At 68.8% G+C, this 13,553-nt stretch carries 12 protein-coding genes; all 12 read right to left on the bottom strand.

Features of this window, described 5'->3' with window-relative positions; genetic code table 11:
• Positions 1–482: 482 nt before the first annotated feature.
• Positions 483–1,778: an adenylosuccinate synthase gene (locus tag VV867_RS00110; protein WP_109933813.1), complete on the bottom strand. Its 1,296-nt coding sequence runs from the start codon at positions 1,776–1,778 to the stop codon at positions 483–485.
• 74 nt (positions 1,779–1,852) lie between these two features.
• Entirely contained in the window at positions 1,853–3,031 is a 1,179-nt protein-coding gene (locus VV867_RS00105) for an ATP phosphoribosyltransferase regulatory subunit (RefSeq protein ID WP_109933814.1), read from the bottom strand.
• Positions 3,032–3,066: 35 nt separating this feature from the next.
• Positions 3,067–3,252, bottom strand: coding sequence for a DUF2065 domain-containing protein (locus tag VV867_RS00100; RefSeq protein ID WP_009613466.1), 186 nt, complete (start codon positions 3,250–3,252; stop codon positions 3,067–3,069).
• 107 nt (positions 3,253–3,359) lie between these two features.
• Positions 3,360–4,229 (bottom strand): protease modulator HflC, encoded by an 870-nt coding sequence (gene hflC, locus VV867_RS00095; RefSeq protein ID WP_089389994.1) that lies wholly within the window; start codon positions 4,227–4,229, stop codon positions 3,360–3,362.
• Positions 4,229–5,398 (bottom strand): FtsH protease activity modulator HflK, encoded by a 1,170-nt coding sequence (gene hflK, locus VV867_RS00090; protein ID WP_109933815.1) that lies wholly within the window; start codon positions 5,396–5,398, stop codon positions 4,229–4,231. The genes hflC and hflK overlap by 1 nt, the downstream gene beginning before the upstream one ends.
• Positions 5,399–5,492: 94 nt before the next feature.
• Positions 5,493–6,794: a ribosome rescue GTPase HflX gene (gene hflX / locus VV867_RS00085; protein ID WP_109933816.1), complete on the bottom strand. Its 1,302-nt coding sequence runs from the start codon at positions 6,792–6,794 to the stop codon at positions 5,493–5,495.
• 12 nt (positions 6,795–6,806) lie between these two features.
• Positions 6,807–7,055 carry an RNA chaperone Hfq gene (hfq, locus tag VV867_RS00080; RefSeq protein WP_109933817.1) on the bottom strand — a complete coding sequence of 83 codons (249 nt, stop codon included), beginning with the start codon at positions 7,053–7,055 and terminating at the stop codon, positions 6,807–6,809.
• Between the two features lie 100 nt (positions 7,056–7,155).
• Positions 7,156–8,121, bottom strand: coding sequence for a tRNA (adenosine(37)-N6)-dimethylallyltransferase MiaA (gene miaA, locus VV867_RS00075; RefSeq protein ID WP_109933818.1), 966 nt, complete (start codon positions 8,119–8,121; stop codon positions 7,156–7,158).
• Between the two features lie 92 nt (positions 8,122–8,213).
• Entirely contained in the window at positions 8,214–10,115 is a 1,902-nt protein-coding gene (gene mutL / locus VV867_RS00070; RefSeq protein WP_328565319.1) for a DNA mismatch repair endonuclease MutL, read from the bottom strand.
• Positions 10,112–11,548: an N-acetylmuramoyl-L-alanine amidase AmiB gene (gene amiB, locus VV867_RS00065; RefSeq protein WP_328565318.1), complete on the bottom strand. Its 1,437-nt coding sequence runs from the start codon at positions 11,546–11,548 to the stop codon at positions 10,112–10,114. The genes mutL and amiB overlap by 4 nt, the downstream gene beginning before the upstream one ends.
• A gap of 8 nt (positions 11,549–11,556) precedes the next feature.
• A complete protein-coding gene (tsaE, locus tag VV867_RS00060; protein WP_109933821.1) occupies positions 11,557–12,024 on the bottom strand; it encodes a tRNA (adenosine(37)-N6)-threonylcarbamoyltransferase complex ATPase subunit type 1 TsaE in 468 nt (155 codons plus the stop codon).
• Complete coding sequence (locus VV867_RS00055; RefSeq protein WP_328565317.1) at positions 12,012–13,514, bottom strand: NAD(P)H-hydrate dehydratase; 1,503 nt, start codon at positions 13,512–13,514, stop codon at positions 12,012–12,014. Before VV867_RS00055 ends, tsaE begins: the two co-directional genes overlap by 13 nt.
• Positions 13,515–13,553 lie beyond the last annotated feature (39 nt).

The raw sequence follows: 13,553 nt of genomic DNA, 5'->3' as shown, positions 1-13,553 counted from the left end.
GATGCGCCGATGCCATTTGCCAGCAAGGGGCGTGCCGTCGAGGTGGCCATTTACCGGCGGAGTGGGGTTGGGGGCTTTTTCGTAGGAGCGAGGGGGACGCCTAGTTCTTGCTCGCGAAGGGTGTTTATTGGTGAGCGTTTGGCGTTCGCCCCGAGAGCCCCCTCTCCCTAACCCTCTCCCTGAAGGGAGAGGGGACCGTTCGGTGTGTTTGGATGCTTTGGAGTCAGCCGGCAATGCCGAAAGCTACCGGTTGAAATTTAGCTTTCAGCCGGCACGGACTGCCCCCTCTCCCTTCAGGGCGGGGCGCGCAGCCGAGGGCTGGGGAGAGGGAAGAGTCAAACCAAGGCACCGTAGCCACAGGCGAGCAGGGTTCGCGAGCAAGCTCGCTCCTACGAAGAGCCCCAGCCCCAAACGAAAAAGCCGCTTCCCCATCAGGAGAAGCGGCTCTTCACACCCTTCGCAGCAGCTAGCGCCGCGACGGATCAGCCGAACGGATGGCGCAGGACGATGGTCTCGTTGCGGTCCGGGCCGGTGGAGATGATGTCGATGGGCGCACCGACCAGCTCCTCGATGCGCGCGATGTAGGCGCGGGCGTTGGCCGGCAGGGCTTCCAGGGTCTTGGCGCCGACGGTGGATTCGCTCCAGCCCGGCAGCTCCTCGTACACCGGCTGCAGGCCGATGTAGCTGTCGGCATCGGTCGGCGCATCGACCAGCAGTTCGCCGGCGGCGTTCTTGTAGCCGGTGCAGATACGCACGGTTTCCAGGCCGTCGAGCACGTCCAGCTTGGTCAGGCACAGGCCGGACAGGCTGTTGATCTCGATGGCGCGACGCAGGATCACGGCGTCGAACCAGCCGCAACGGCGGGCACGGCCGGTGGTGGCGCCGAACTCGTGGCCGACCTTGGCCAGGTGCGCGCCGACGTCGTCGAACAGCTCGGTCGGGAACGGGCCCGAACCCACGCGGGTGGTGTAGGCCTTGGTGATGCCCAGGATGTAGTCCAGGTACAGCGGGCCGAAACCGGAACCGGTGGCGGTGCCGCCGGCGGTGGTGTTGGAGCTGGTGACGAACGGGTAGGTGCCGTGGTCGATGTCCAGCAGCGAGCCCTGGGCGCCTTCGAACATGATGTTCTGGTCGGCGCGGCGCAGGTCGTGCAGGGTCGAGGTGACGTCGGCCAGCAGCGGCTTGAGCTGCTCGGCGTAGGCCATGCACTCGTCCAGGGTCTTCTGGAAGTCGACCGCCGGCTCCTTGTAATAGTTCTGCAGGACGAAGTTGTGGTAGTCCAGCAGCTCGCCCAGCTTGGCGGCGAAGCGCTCGCGGTGGAACAGGTCGGCCACGCGCAGGCCGCGACGGGCGACCTTGTCTTCGTAGGCCGGGCCGATGCCGCGGCCGGTGGTGCCGATCTTGGCGTCGCCGCGGGCCTTCTCGCGCGCCTGGTCGAGGGCCACGTGGAAGGACAGGATCAGCGGGCAGGACGGACTGATACGCAGGCGCTCGCGCACCGGTACGCCCTTCTCTTCCAGCTTGACGATCTCGCGCAGCAGCGCGTCGGGCGCCAGCACCACGCCGTTGCCGATCAGGCACTGCACGCCTTCGCGCAGGATGCCCGACGGAATCAGGTGCAGCACGGTCTTCTCGCCGTCGATCACCAGGGTGTGGCCGGCGTTGTGGCCGCCCTGGTAACGAACCACGGCAGCAGCCTGGTCGGTGAGCAAGTCGACGATCTTGCCTTTGCCCTCATCACCCCACTGGGTGCCCAGGACTACGACATTCTTACCCATAACACTTGTCCCCATCGTGGATATTCGGTGCCGGCCTCGGCCGGCGGAAACTCGCGGTGCCCGTCGATCACGGGTCAGAAAGGCACCACCTGCCAATTGCCTTCGCGCAGCTGCAGTTGCGCATCGCAACCCGCCTCGCGCGCCGAAGCCGCATCCTGCCCGGGCAGCGCCTGAACCACGCGCCGTCCGTCGCGGCGCAGCTGCTGCACCGCCTGCCAGAGGCCGGCCCCTTCGGCCGGCGCCCAGATGCCTTGCACCGGCGCGTCCAACTGAGCCTGGCCCAGGGTCACCAGGGTCTTCAGGTCGGTGGAGAAGCCGGTGGCCGGCCGCGCACGGCCGAAGTCGGCGCCGATGTGGTCGTAGCGACCACCCTGGGCGATGGACTCGCCGACGCCGGGCACGAAGGCGGCGAACACCACCCCCGTGTGATAGTGGTAGCCGCGCAGCTCGCCGAGGTCGAAGTACAGCGGCAGCTGCGGGAAGCGTTGCGCCAGGGCGTCGGCAATGGCGACCAGGTCGGCCAGGGCGGCCTTGACCACCGCCGGCGCGCCGGCCAGCACCGCGGCGGCCTGCTCCAGTACCTCGCGGCTGCCGCACAGCTCGGCCAGGGCGCGGAGCATGCCGGCGAGTTCGGCCGGCAGGCTGTCGGTGAGCGCGGCGACTTCATCCACCGCCTTGCGCTGCAGGGCGTCGAACAGGGCCTGCTCAGCCTCGCCGGAAAGGCCGGCGGCACGGGCCAGGCCACGGTAGATGCCGACGTGGCCGAGGTCCATGTGCACGTCCGGCACCTCGGCCATGGCCAGCATGTCGAGCATCAGGCTGATGACTTCGACGTCGCTCGCCGGGCTGGCGTCGCCGTAAAGCTCGGCGCCCAGCTGGATCGGGCTGCGCGAGGTGGCCAGGGCACGCGGGCGGGCATGCAGCACGCTGCCGGCGTAGCACAGGCGGTTCGGGCCCTCGCGGCGCAGGCTGTGGGCGTCCATGCGCGCCACTTGCGGCGTGATGTCCGCACGGAAGCCCATGAGCCGGCCCGAGGCCGGGTCGGTGACCTTGAAGGTGCGCAGGTCCAGGTCCTGGCCGGCACCGGTCAGCAGGGACTCCAGGTATTCGATGTGCGGGGTGACGACGAACTCGTAACCCCAGCGCTGGAACAGGTCCAGCACCTGACGCCGGGCTGCTTCGACGCGCGCCGCCTCAGGTGGCAGCACTTCTTCGATCCCATCTGGCAGCAGCCAGCGGTCTACCGTTGCCATGTCGCCTCTCCCCTTTCAGCCGGGCGGCAATTCATCTAGTGAATCCAGTAAAGAAGGCCGGTGCCGAGCAGCATGCTGCCCAGCCCGATGAGCCGCAGGCGCCGGTCGTCGAGGCGACCGAGCCCGCTGACGGCCTCACGCCAGCCACGCGGATACAGGAAAGGGAGGATGCCCTCCAGCACCAGCAACAGACAGAACGCTTTGCCGAATTCCTGCCACATGGCCCTTGTACACAGATCTCGCGGACGCAAAAAAGCCGGGATTTCCCGGCTGACCCATGATAACACGTTTTCTCCGGCGGGCGCTGCCGCCCGCCGGAGAACCCCACTCAGGGCTTGGACTTCTCCAGGTAACGGAAGAACTCGTTTTCCGGGCTCAGCACCAGGACGTCCTTCTTGTCGGCGAAGCTGTCGCGATAGGCCTTGAGGCTACGGGTGAAGGCGTAGAACTCCGGGTCCTGGCTGTAGGCCTTGGCGTAGATCGCCGCCGCCTTGGCGTCGCCCTCACCGCGGGTTTCCTCGGACTGCCGATAGGCCTCGGCCAGCAGCACGCGGCGCTGGCGGTCGGCGTCGGCGCGGATGCCCTCGGCCAGCTCGCGGCCCTTGGCGCGGTGCTCGCGGGCCTCGCGCTCGCGCTCGGTGCTCATGCGCTCGAACACGCTGCGGTTGACTTCCTTCGGCAGGTCGATGGCCTTGACGCGCACGTCGATGACCTCGATGCCCAGCTCCTTCTGCGCCATGCGGTTGAGCGACGCGGTGATGTCGCCCATCAGGGCGTCGCGCTCGCCGGACACCACCTCGTGCAGGGTGCGCTTGCCGAACTGGTCGCGCAGGCCGGCTTCCAGGCGCCGCGACAGGCGCTCGTCGGCGATCTGCTTGAGGCCCGAGGTCGCGGTGTAGAAGCGCTCGGCGTCGGAGACGCGCCACTTGGCGTAGGCGTCGACCATCACCGCCTTCTTCTCCAGGGTGAGGAAGCGCTGGGTCGGCGAGTCCAGGGTCAGCAGGCGGCCGTCGAACTTGCGCACCTGGTTGACGTACGGAATCTTGAAGTGCAGGCCGGGCTGCACGTCCGGCTCGACCACGCGACCAAAGCGCAACAGCACCGCACGCTCGGTCTGCTGCACCACGTAGATGCTGCTCCACAGCGCCACGGCAGCCACCACGGCGGCGATCAGGGCGATCAGGGACTTGTTACTCATCAGCGGCTCTCCCTGGTGCGCAGGTCACGTTGCTGCAGGTCGCTGGCGACCCGCGAGCCGATGTCCGGCGTGCTGCTCGTCGTGCCCGTCGCGCCACTGCCCGGGGTCGCCGAGCCACGGCCGTCGATCATCTTGTCCAGCGGCAGGTAGATCAGGTTGTTCTGCCCCTGCTGCCCGGTGACCAGCACCTTGCTGCTCTGCGACAGCACGTCCTGCATGGAGTCCAGGTACAGGCGCTCGCGGGTCACCTCGGGCGCCTTGCGGTACTCGGCGACCAGCTTGCTGAAGCGATCCGCCTCACCCTCGGCGCGGGACACCACCTCGTCGCGGTAGCCGTTGGCTTCCTCGATGATGCGCTGGGCCTGGCCACGGGCTTCGGGCACCACGCCGTTGGCGTAGGCCTCCGCCTGGTTCTTCTCGCGCTGTTCGTCTTCACGGGCGCGGATCACGTCGTCGAAGGCTTCCTGCACCTCGCGCGGGGCGGCGGCGCTCTGGATGTTCACCTGGGTGACGGTGATACCGGTCTTGTAGGTGTCCAGGAAGCGCTGCAGGCGATCGCGCACATCGGTGGCCATCTGTTCGCGGCCCTCGGTGAGGATCTGGTCCATGGTGGTGGAACCGGCCACGTGGCGCAGAGCGCTCTCGGTGGCGTGCTGCAGGCTGACCTCGGGCTGGTCGACGTTGAGCACGAAGTCCTTCAGGTTGCTGATCTTGTACTGCACGGTCAGCGGAACCTCGACGATGTTCTCGTCCTCGGTGAGCATCTGCCCCTGCTTGCTGTAGGCACGCTCGCGGGTGACGTTCTCCTGGAACCGGCGGTCGATCGGCGGGAAGTAGAAGTTCAGGCCCGGGCCCACGGTGTCGTAGTACTTGCCCATGCGCAGGATGACCGCCTGCTCCTGCTCGTCCACCACGTAGATGGCGTTGTACAGCCAGAGCACGGCGAGCACGGCCAGGCCGATGCCGAACAGGCCCAGGCCACCGCCCTTGCCGCCGACGGGGCTGCCGCCGCGCGGTTTCTTGCCGCCGAAGATGCGATTGAGGCTGTCCTGCAGCTTGCGGAAGGCCTCATCGAGATCCGGAGGGCCCTGGCGGCCGCCACCACGGCGCCCACCCCAGGGGTCCTGATCATTCTTGTTCGAGTTGTCACCCGGCTCGTTCCAAGCCATAGCGCTCTCCATCTAGTAACGCGAAACGCGCCTGCGGCGCGACCACCCATGCTACCGAATGCCCGCCTCGGTGCCAAAAGCACCGTCCCGGGCTTTATTGCAAAGTGTGTTGCGCAATGAACTCCGCCGGCTGCCATCCCTCGCGGCTGACCAGGCGGTTCAACTCGACACGCGGCAGGCGAACCTGCAAAACGGCGCGCCCCTGCTCGTCATGGTCCTCGGACTGCACCGCACCCAGCTCGAAGAACTGTGCGCGCAGGCGCCCCAGGCGCTGCGGCAGGCAGAGCGTACCGACGAACAGGTCGTCGCCCAACAGCTCGGCCACCGCCTTTTCCAGCAGCTCCAGCCCGCGCCCGTCACGGGCGGAGAGCCAGACCCGCACCGGCTTGCCGGTCTCGTCGCGCTGGATTCGCGCGTCCATTTCCGGCAGCAGGTCGATCTTGTTGTACACCTCGAGCATCGGCAGCTCGTTGGCGCCGATCTCGGTCAGCACCGCGTGCACCTGCTCCACCTGCGCGTCGCGCTCCGGCTCGTGGGCGTCGATCACGTGCAGCAGCAGGTCGGCGTTGCTCGACTCTTCCAGCGTAGCGCGGAAGGCCTCGACCAGCTTGTGCGGCAGGTGACGGATGAAGCCCACGGTGTCGGCCAGCACGACCGGGCCGACGTCCTCCAGCTCGAGCCGGCGCAGGGTCGGGTCGAGGGTGGCGAACAGCTGGTTGGCCGCGTAGACCTCGGACGTGGTCAGGGCATTGAACAGCGTGGACTTGCCGGCGTTGGTGTAGCCGACCAGCGAAACCGAGGGGATTTCCGCCCGGCGCCGGCCACGGCGGGCCTGTTCGCGCTGGCTGCGGACCTTCTCCAGGCGCTGCTTGATCTGGCGGATGCGTGCGCGCAGCAGGCGGCGGTCGGTTTCCAGCTGGGTTTCACCCGGGCCGCGCAGGCCGATACCGCCCTTCTGCCTTTCCAGGTGGGTCCAGCCGCGCACCAGGCGCGTGCTCATGTGCTCGAGCTGAGCCAGTTCCACCTGCAGCTTGCCCTCATGGGTGCGGGCGCGCTGGGCGAAGATGTCGAGAATCAGACCGGTACGGTCGAGCACCCGGCATTCGAGGACGCGTTCGAGGTTGCGTTCCTGGCTGGGCGTCAGGGTGTGGTTGAAGATGATCAGCTCGACTTCCTGGGCTTGCACCAGGTCGCGCAGCTCATCGACCTTGCCACTGCCGATCAGGAACTTGGCCGACGGCTGATGGCGCGAAACGTTGACGAACGCCACCGACTCCGCACCCGCCGAACGGGCCAGCTCCTGGAATTCCTGCGGGTCTTCGCGCGCCTCGGGGTCCTGACCTTCCAGATGCACCAGAATGGCCCGTTCCCCACCACCCGGGCGCTCAAAGAACAAGGCGGGCTACCCTCAAGCGTTGCCCGGCTCGACCGGTTGATCGCCGCTGGGCAGACGCACCGGACGGCTGGGCACGACGGTGGAAATGGCGTGCTTGTAGACCATCTGGCTGACAGTGTTCTTCAGCAGAATCACGAACTGGTCGAAGGATTCGATCTGACCTTGCAGTTTGATGCCGTTCACCAGATAGATGGAGACCGGTACGCGTTCTTTACGCAGGGTGTTCAGGTAAGGGTCTTGTAGCGAATGCCCTTTTGACATATGCCGCACTCCTTTAGGGAATCAATAGATTTAGTAGTAGTCGAATGGCTTCTTGCCGTCGGTAACCCCAAGGATAGACGGCTGAATTATGGTCTCGAACCTATATGGAGACCGCCTCAAGATATTTCAAGGCACGCGGCAGATTGTCGCCTGCCAGACTGTCCAACCAGTGTAGATGGCCCCAGCTGCGCAGCCAGGTGAACTGGCGCTTGGCTAGTTGCCGGGTGGCAATCACGCCGCGCTCCTCCATCTCAGCGTAGGACAGTTTGCCCTCGAGGTATTCCCATACCTGTCGGTAGCCCACGGCACGAATGGATGGCAGCCCGGCGTGCAAGTCGTCTCTCGCGCGAAGTGCTTCGACCTCGGCGATGAAGCCCTGTTCCAGCATCTGACGAAAACGTTGCGCGATTCGCGCGTGCAGTACCTGGCGCTGCTGAGGTGCAATCGCCAGTTGCGCCACAGTATACGGCAATTGCGCCCCGCCTGGCGCGCTGGCACCGGCATTTTCAGCCGCCTGGCGACGACGGTGGTCGCTCATCGACAAGCCGCTGACGCGTTGCACTTCCAGCGCCCTGACCAGGCGTTGCGGGTCGTTGGGGTGGATGCGTGCCGCCGACTCCGGATCGACCCGCTGCAGCTCCGCATGCAGGGCCGCCCAGCCTTCGGCCGCGGCCCAGGCCTCGAGTTCGGCGCGCACCGCCGGATCGGCGCCGGGCATATCCGCCAGGCCTTCCAGCAATGTCTTGAAATACAGCATGGTGCCGCCGACCAGCAGGGGAATGCGCCCCGCCGCGGTGATCTCGGCCATGGCCGCCAGCGCGTCGGCGCGGAATTCCGCCGCCGAATAGCTTTCGGCCGGGTCGCGGATGTCGATCAGGCGGTGCGGGAACTGTTCGAGTATCTCCCTGGACGGCTTGGCGGTGCCGATGTCCATGCCCCGGTAGACCAGCGCCGAATCCACGCTGACCAGCTCGCAAGGCAGCAGCCGCGCCAGTTCCAGCGCCAGGTCGGTCTTGCCGGCGGCGGTCGGGCCCATGAGGAAGATGGCGGGAGGCAGGGAGGACATCGGCAACTCTTCGGCGCAACGGGCGCGCGCCAACCGCGCGCTGAATCGATTGGCGCGCAGTTTACTGCACTTGGCTTGCGGCTGGCTTTATTTCAACGCCCGCGCAGGAAGAGTTTGTCCAGCTCGTCCAGGCCCAGCTGCGTCCAGGTAGGCCGGCCGTGGTTGCACTGGCCGCTGCGCTCGGTGATTTCCATGTCGCGCAGCAGGGCGTTCATCTCCGGCAGCGTCAGGCGCCGGTTGGCGCGCACCGCGCCGTGGCAGGCCATGGTCCCGAGCAGCTCGTTGAGGTGCGCCTGGATGCGGTCGCTGGTGCCGTATTCCAGCAGGTCGGCGAGCACGTCGCGCACCAGCTGGGTCGCCTCGGCCTGCTTGAGCAGCGCCGGGACCTGGCGGATCGCCAGGGTTTCCGGGCCCAGGCGCTGCAGCTCGAAGCCGAGCCGGCTGAACCAGGCCGAGTGCTCCTCGGCGCAGTCGGCCTCGCGCTCGCTCACCGCGAGGGACTCGGGCACCAATAGCGGCTGGCCGCGCAGGCCCTCGCTGTCCATGGCGATTTTCAGGCGCTCGTAGGTGATGCGCTCATGTGCCGCATGCATGTCCACCAGCACCAGGCCGTGGGCGTTCTCGGCGAGGATGTAGATGCCCTTGAGCTGGGCCAGGGCATAGCCCAGCGGCGGGACGTCCTGGGCGCTCTCGGGCAGAGGCTGGGGCGCGGACTGCTCCGGCAGCGGCGCGAAATAGGCGCGGTAGGCGCCCTGGGCCTCGGCGGCGGGCGGCAGGTCCTGGCGCGGCGGCTGGTAGGAATAGCCGCCACCACCGCCGGAGGAGCCTCCGGAGCCGCTCCAGGTACGCGCCGCGGCCGGCGCCTCCAGGACCTTCTCGGACAGGCTCATCTCGCCCTGCGGGCCGAACTCGCCGGCCTCCAGGCCGCTCGGGCGCGGCACGGTCAGGGTGGTGGCCCCCGGCGGCGCCAGCTGGTCGTCCGGACGCACCTCGGCGAGCGCCCGGTGCAGGGTGCCGTAGAGGAAGTCGTGGACCATGCGGCTGTCGCGGAAGCGCACCTCGTGCTTGGTCGGGTGCACGTTGACGTCCACCGTCGCCGGGTCGACCTCCAGGAACAGCACGAAGGTCGGGTGGCGGCCGTTGTAGAGCACGTCGCGGTAGGCCTGGCGCACCGCGTGGGCGACCAGCTTGTCGCGCACCATGCGGCCGTTGACGTAGAAGTACTGCAGGTCCGGCTGGCTGCGGGAGAAGGTCGGCAGGCCGACCCAGCCCCACAGGTGCAGGCCGTTGCGCTCGATCTCGATGGGCAGCGCCTGCTCGAGGAAGGCCGGGCCGCACACGGCGCCGACGCGGCGCGCGCGGGCCACTTCGTCGCCGGCCTCATGCAGGCTGAAGATGGTCTTGCCGTTGTGGCGCAGGTGGAAGGCCACGTCGAAGCGGGCCAGGGCCAGGCGCTTGATGACTTCCTGCAGGTGGTCGAACTCGGTCTTCTCGGCACGCAGGAACTTGCGCCGCGCCGGGGTGTTGAAGAACAGGTCGCGGACCTCGACGCTGGTGCCCACCGGATGCGCCGCCGGCTGCACCCGCGGCTGCATGTCGCGGCCCTCGGTCTCCACCTGCCAGGCCTGCTCGGCGTCGGCGGTGCGCGAGGTCATGGTCAGCCGCGAGACCGAACTGATGGAGGCCAGGGCCTCGCCGCGGAAGCCCAGGCTCATCACCGCCTCGAGGTCTTCCAGCTCGCGAATCTTGCTGGTGGCGTGGCGCGCCAGGGCCAGCGGCAGGTCATCGGCAGGGATGCCGCCGCCGTCGTCGCGCACCCGAAGCAGCTTGATGCCGCCCTGTTCCACCTCGACGTCGATGCGCCTGGCGCCGGCGTCCAGGCAGTTCTCCAGCAGTTCCTTGATCACCGAGGCCGGGCGCTCGACCACCTCGCCGGCGGCGATCTGGTTGGCCAGCCGCGGGCTGAGCAGCTGGATGCGACGTGCTTCGTTCATTGCTGCGCCGCCAGGGAAGTCGCGGGGATGTTCAGCACCTGGCCGATGCGCACGCTATCGGTCTTCAGGTTGTTGGTGCTGCGCAGGGTGGCCATGCTCACGTCATAGCGCGCGGCGATCATCGACAGGCTCTCGCCGGCGCGCACCACGTGCTGCCGCGGCCCGCTGGAAAGCTGCCCGCCGTCGCGCAGCGAGGCGATGTAGGTGCCCGGCGGCGGCGTCTGCACGAAGTACTGGCGCACGCCCGCGGCGATCGAGCGCGCCAGGGCCTGCTGGTGCGAGGCGGTGTTGAGCTTGCGCGACTCGCCGGGGTTGGAGATGAAGCCGGTCTCCACCAGGATCGACGGGATGTCCGGCGACTTCAGCACCATGAAGCCGGCCTGTTCCACGCGGCTCTTGTGCAGCGAGGTGACGCGGCCGACGTTGGTCAGCACCTTGTGGCCGACGTCCAGGCTGGAGGACATGGTGGCGGTCATCGACAGGTCGAGCAGCACGCCGGCGAGCATGTGGTCCTTGTCGTCCAGGCTGACGCTGCCGTCGCCGCCGATCAGGTCGGAACGGTTCTCGCTGTCGGCCAGCCAGCGCGCGGTCTCGGAGGTGGCGCCGCGGTCGGAGAGGGCGAACACCGAGGCGCCGAAGGCGCTGCGGCTGGGCGCGGCGTCGGCGTGGATGGAGACGAACAGGTCGGCGCCCTTCTTGCGCGCGATGGCGGTGCGCCCGCGCAGCGGGATGAAGTAGTCGCCGGTGCGCGTCAGCTCGGCGCGGAAGCCCTTCATCTGGTTGATCTGCCGTTGCAGCTCGCGGGCGATGGACAGGGTGATGTTCTTCTCGTGCAGGCCGCCGGGGCCGGAGGCGCCCGGGTCCTCGCCGCCGTGGCCGGCGTCGATGGCGATGATGATGTCGCGCTTGCCGCCGGCCGGCACCGGCGCCTTGGCCACCGGCTGCGTCGGCGTCACCGGGGTGGCCGGCTGGTTCGGCGTGGGCGTGGCGGGCACGTCGGGGGTGATGTCCGCGCCCTGGTCGTACAGGTCCACCACCAGGCGGTTGCCGTACTGCTGGTTGGGCGGCAGGACGAAGCTCTTGGGCGTCACCTGGGCAGACAGGTCCAGCACCAGGCGCAGGTCGGTGGGCGAGCGTTGCGCCGAGCGCACCGAGGTGATGGGGGTGTTCTTCAGCTTGAGCTGGTTCAGCGCGGTGCTCATCTGCGCGCCGCTCAGGTCGATGACGATGCGGTTGGGCGCGCTGAGGGTGAACAGGCTGTGCTGCACCGGGCCGGAGAGGTCGAACACCAGGCGGGTGTTGTCCGGTGCGCGCCACAGGCGCACGCTCTTGATCTGCGTGATTTGCGCGGCGGCAAGAACCTCGCCGGCGCCCAGCGCCAGCAGGATGAACAACCCGGCCAACAGCGCCCGAAGGCGCAACCCCCAACCCATGTTTTTTCTCATGCTCCCGTAGCCAGGACGGCGCACCAGGCTTCGCCCCGCACTCCGTGCGGTTCCAGGCGCAGCATGCGGCCGCCCGCTTGCGGAGTAATGGTAATGTCCAGGTCGGCCTTTGGCAAAATGCCCGTGCCTCTTTCGGCCCACTCGATCAGGCACAGGGCGTCGCCTTCGAAGTAGTCGCGGATGCCCAGATATTCCAGCTCCTCGGGGTCGGCCAGGCGGTACAGATCGAAATGGAAGGCGCGCACCTCGCCCAGTTCGTAGGGCTCGACCAGGGTGAAGGTCGGGCTCTTCACCGCCCCGGCATGGCCCAGGCCGCGCAGAATGCCGCGCGAGAGCGTGGTCTTGCCGGCGCCGAGGTCTCCGTGCAGGTAGATCACCCCGTGCCCGCCGGTAGCCTGGGCGATCCTCGCCCCCAGTGCGTACATGGCCTCCTCGCCGTCGGCGAACAGCTTCAGTTCAGGCATGGGGCAAACTCCTCGAGCAACTGACGAACGGCAGGGATCAGGTCGCTGGCGGCGAGACCCCGCCCCTGCGCGCCGAGCACCTCGCCGGCACGGGCATGCAGCCAGACGGCCAGGCAGGCGGCGTCGAAGGGCTCGAGTTTCTGCGCCAGCAACGCGCCGACCACGCCGGACAACACGTCGCCCAGGCCGGCGGTGGCCATGGCCGGGTGACCATGGGAGCACAGCGCCAGGCGCCCATCCGGCGCGGCGACCAGGCTGCCGACGCCCTTGAGCACGGCCACCGCCTGGTAGCGGCTGGCCAGCTCGCGCGCGGCGGCGGCCCGGTCGGCCTGCACCTCGGCGGTGGAGCGGCCCAGCAGGCGCGCCGCCTCGGCGGGATGCGGGGTGATCACCAGGCTGCCCGACGGGCGCTGCACCTGGCCCTCCGCCAGCAGGTTGAGCGCATCGGCGTCCCACACCTGGGGCAGCGCCAGGCTGGCCGCGGCGCTGGCCAGGCAGCGGCCCCAGGCGTTGCGGCCGATGCCGGGGCCAACCACCAGCACGCTGGCGCGCTCGGCGGCGCGCAGCACCTCGGCGGACGAGGACACGCCGCGGGTCATCAGCTCCGGGCAACGCGCCAGCGCCGCCGGCACGTGGGCGGCGCGGGTGGCGACGGAGACCAGCCCGGCGCCGCTGCGCAGGGCCGCCTCGCCGGCCAGCAGGCTGGCGCCGCCCATGCCGTGGTCGCCGCCGATCAGCAGCAGGTGGCCGAACAGCCCCTTGTGCGCCGCCTTCGGCCGCGGCGCCAGGTGCGCCAGGCTGGTCGGCGCCAGGCGCGTGGCCTGGGCGTCCCCGGGCAGTTGCGCGGGGTCGGCGTCCAGGTTGTCGAAGGCCAGCTCGCCGCACTGGTCCGGGCCTTCGGCGGTGAACAGGCCGAACTTGAGGCCGATGAAGGTCACCGTCAGGTCGGCGCGCACCGCGCAGCCCAGCACCTGGCCGGTGTCGGCGCTGAGGCCGGAGGGGATGTCGATGGCCAGCACCGGCAGGCCGCTGGCGTTGATGCGTGCGATGGCCGTCGCGTATGGATCACGCACCGTGCCGCCAAGACCGGTGCCGAGCAGCGCATCCACCAGCACACCATGCAGTTCGGCGTGTTCGTGCCAGGGCAGGATGGTCACGCCGGCGGCCAGGGCCTCGGCATGGGCCGAGGCGGCGTCGCCGGCCAGCCGCGCGGTATCGCCCACCGCCAGCACGCGCACGTTCCAGCCGGCGCGCCGGGCCAGGGCGGCGACCAGGTAGCCGTCGCCGGCGTTGTTGCCGTGCCCGGCCAGCACCGTCAGGCGCCCGGCGTCCGGCCAGCGCCGGCGCAGGGCGCGCCAGGCCGCGTGGGCGGCACGCTGCATGAGTTCGAAGCCGGGGGTGCCGGCGGCGATCAGGCGCGCGTCGAGGTCGCGCACCTGCCGGGCGCTGTACAGCGCGGTCGGCAGGCTGTCGTGAGGATGCGAATTCATCGGGTTTCCGCGGGGAATCGGGCGCCGGTCGGCGCGGTC

The organism is Pseudomonas sp. JH-2 (assembly GCF_036231725.1).
GTDB lineage: Bacteria > Pseudomonadota > Gammaproteobacteria > Pseudomonadales > Pseudomonadaceae > Pseudomonas > Pseudomonas delhiensis.
The sequence above is the reverse complement of the archived record's forward strand: the minus strand, read 5'-3'. Positions and strand labels throughout refer to the sequence as shown.

Excerpts from the sequence above, each read along its gene's own strand:
- hflC (WP_089389994.1), bottom strand. The coding sequence starts at position 4,229 with ATGAGTAACAAGTCCCTGATCGCCCTGATCGCCGCCGTGGTGGCTGCC.
- amiB (WP_328565318.1), bottom strand. The coding sequence starts at position 11,548 with ATGGGTTGGGGGTTGCGCCTTCGGGCGCTGTTGGCCGGGTTGTTCATC.
- tsaE (WP_109933821.1), bottom strand. The coding sequence starts at position 12,024 with ATGCCTGAACTGAAGCTGTTCGCCGACGGCGAGGAGGCCATGTACGCA.
- VV867_RS00100 (WP_009613466.1), bottom strand. The coding sequence starts at position 3,252 with ATGTGGCAGGAATTCGGCAAAGCGTTCTGTCTGTTGCTGGTGCTGGAG.
- mutL (WP_328565319.1), bottom strand. The coding sequence starts at position 10,115 with ATGAACGAAGCACGTCGCATCCAGCTGCTCAGCCCGCGGCTGGCCAAC.
- VV867_RS00055 (WP_328565317.1), bottom strand. The coding sequence starts at position 13,514 with ATGAATTCGCATCCTCACGACAGCCTGCCGACCGCGCTGTACAGCGCC.
- hflK (WP_109933815.1), bottom strand. The coding sequence starts at position 5,398 with ATGGCTTGGAACGAGCCGGGTGACAACTCGAACAAGAATGATCAGGAC.
- VV867_RS00110 (WP_109933813.1), bottom strand. The coding sequence starts at position 1,778 with ATGGGTAAGAATGTCGTAGTCCTGGGCACCCAGTGGGGTGATGAGGGC.
- hfq (WP_109933817.1), bottom strand. The coding sequence starts at position 7,055 with ATGTCAAAAGGGCATTCGCTACAAGACCCTTACCTGAACACCCTGCGT.
- miaA (WP_109933818.1), bottom strand. The coding sequence starts at position 8,121 with ATGTCCTCCCTGCCTCCCGCCATCTTCCTCATGGGCCCGACCGCCGCC.
- VV867_RS00105 (WP_109933814.1), bottom strand. The coding sequence starts at position 3,031 with ATGGCAACGGTAGACCGCTGGCTGCTGCCAGATGGGATCGAAGAAGTG.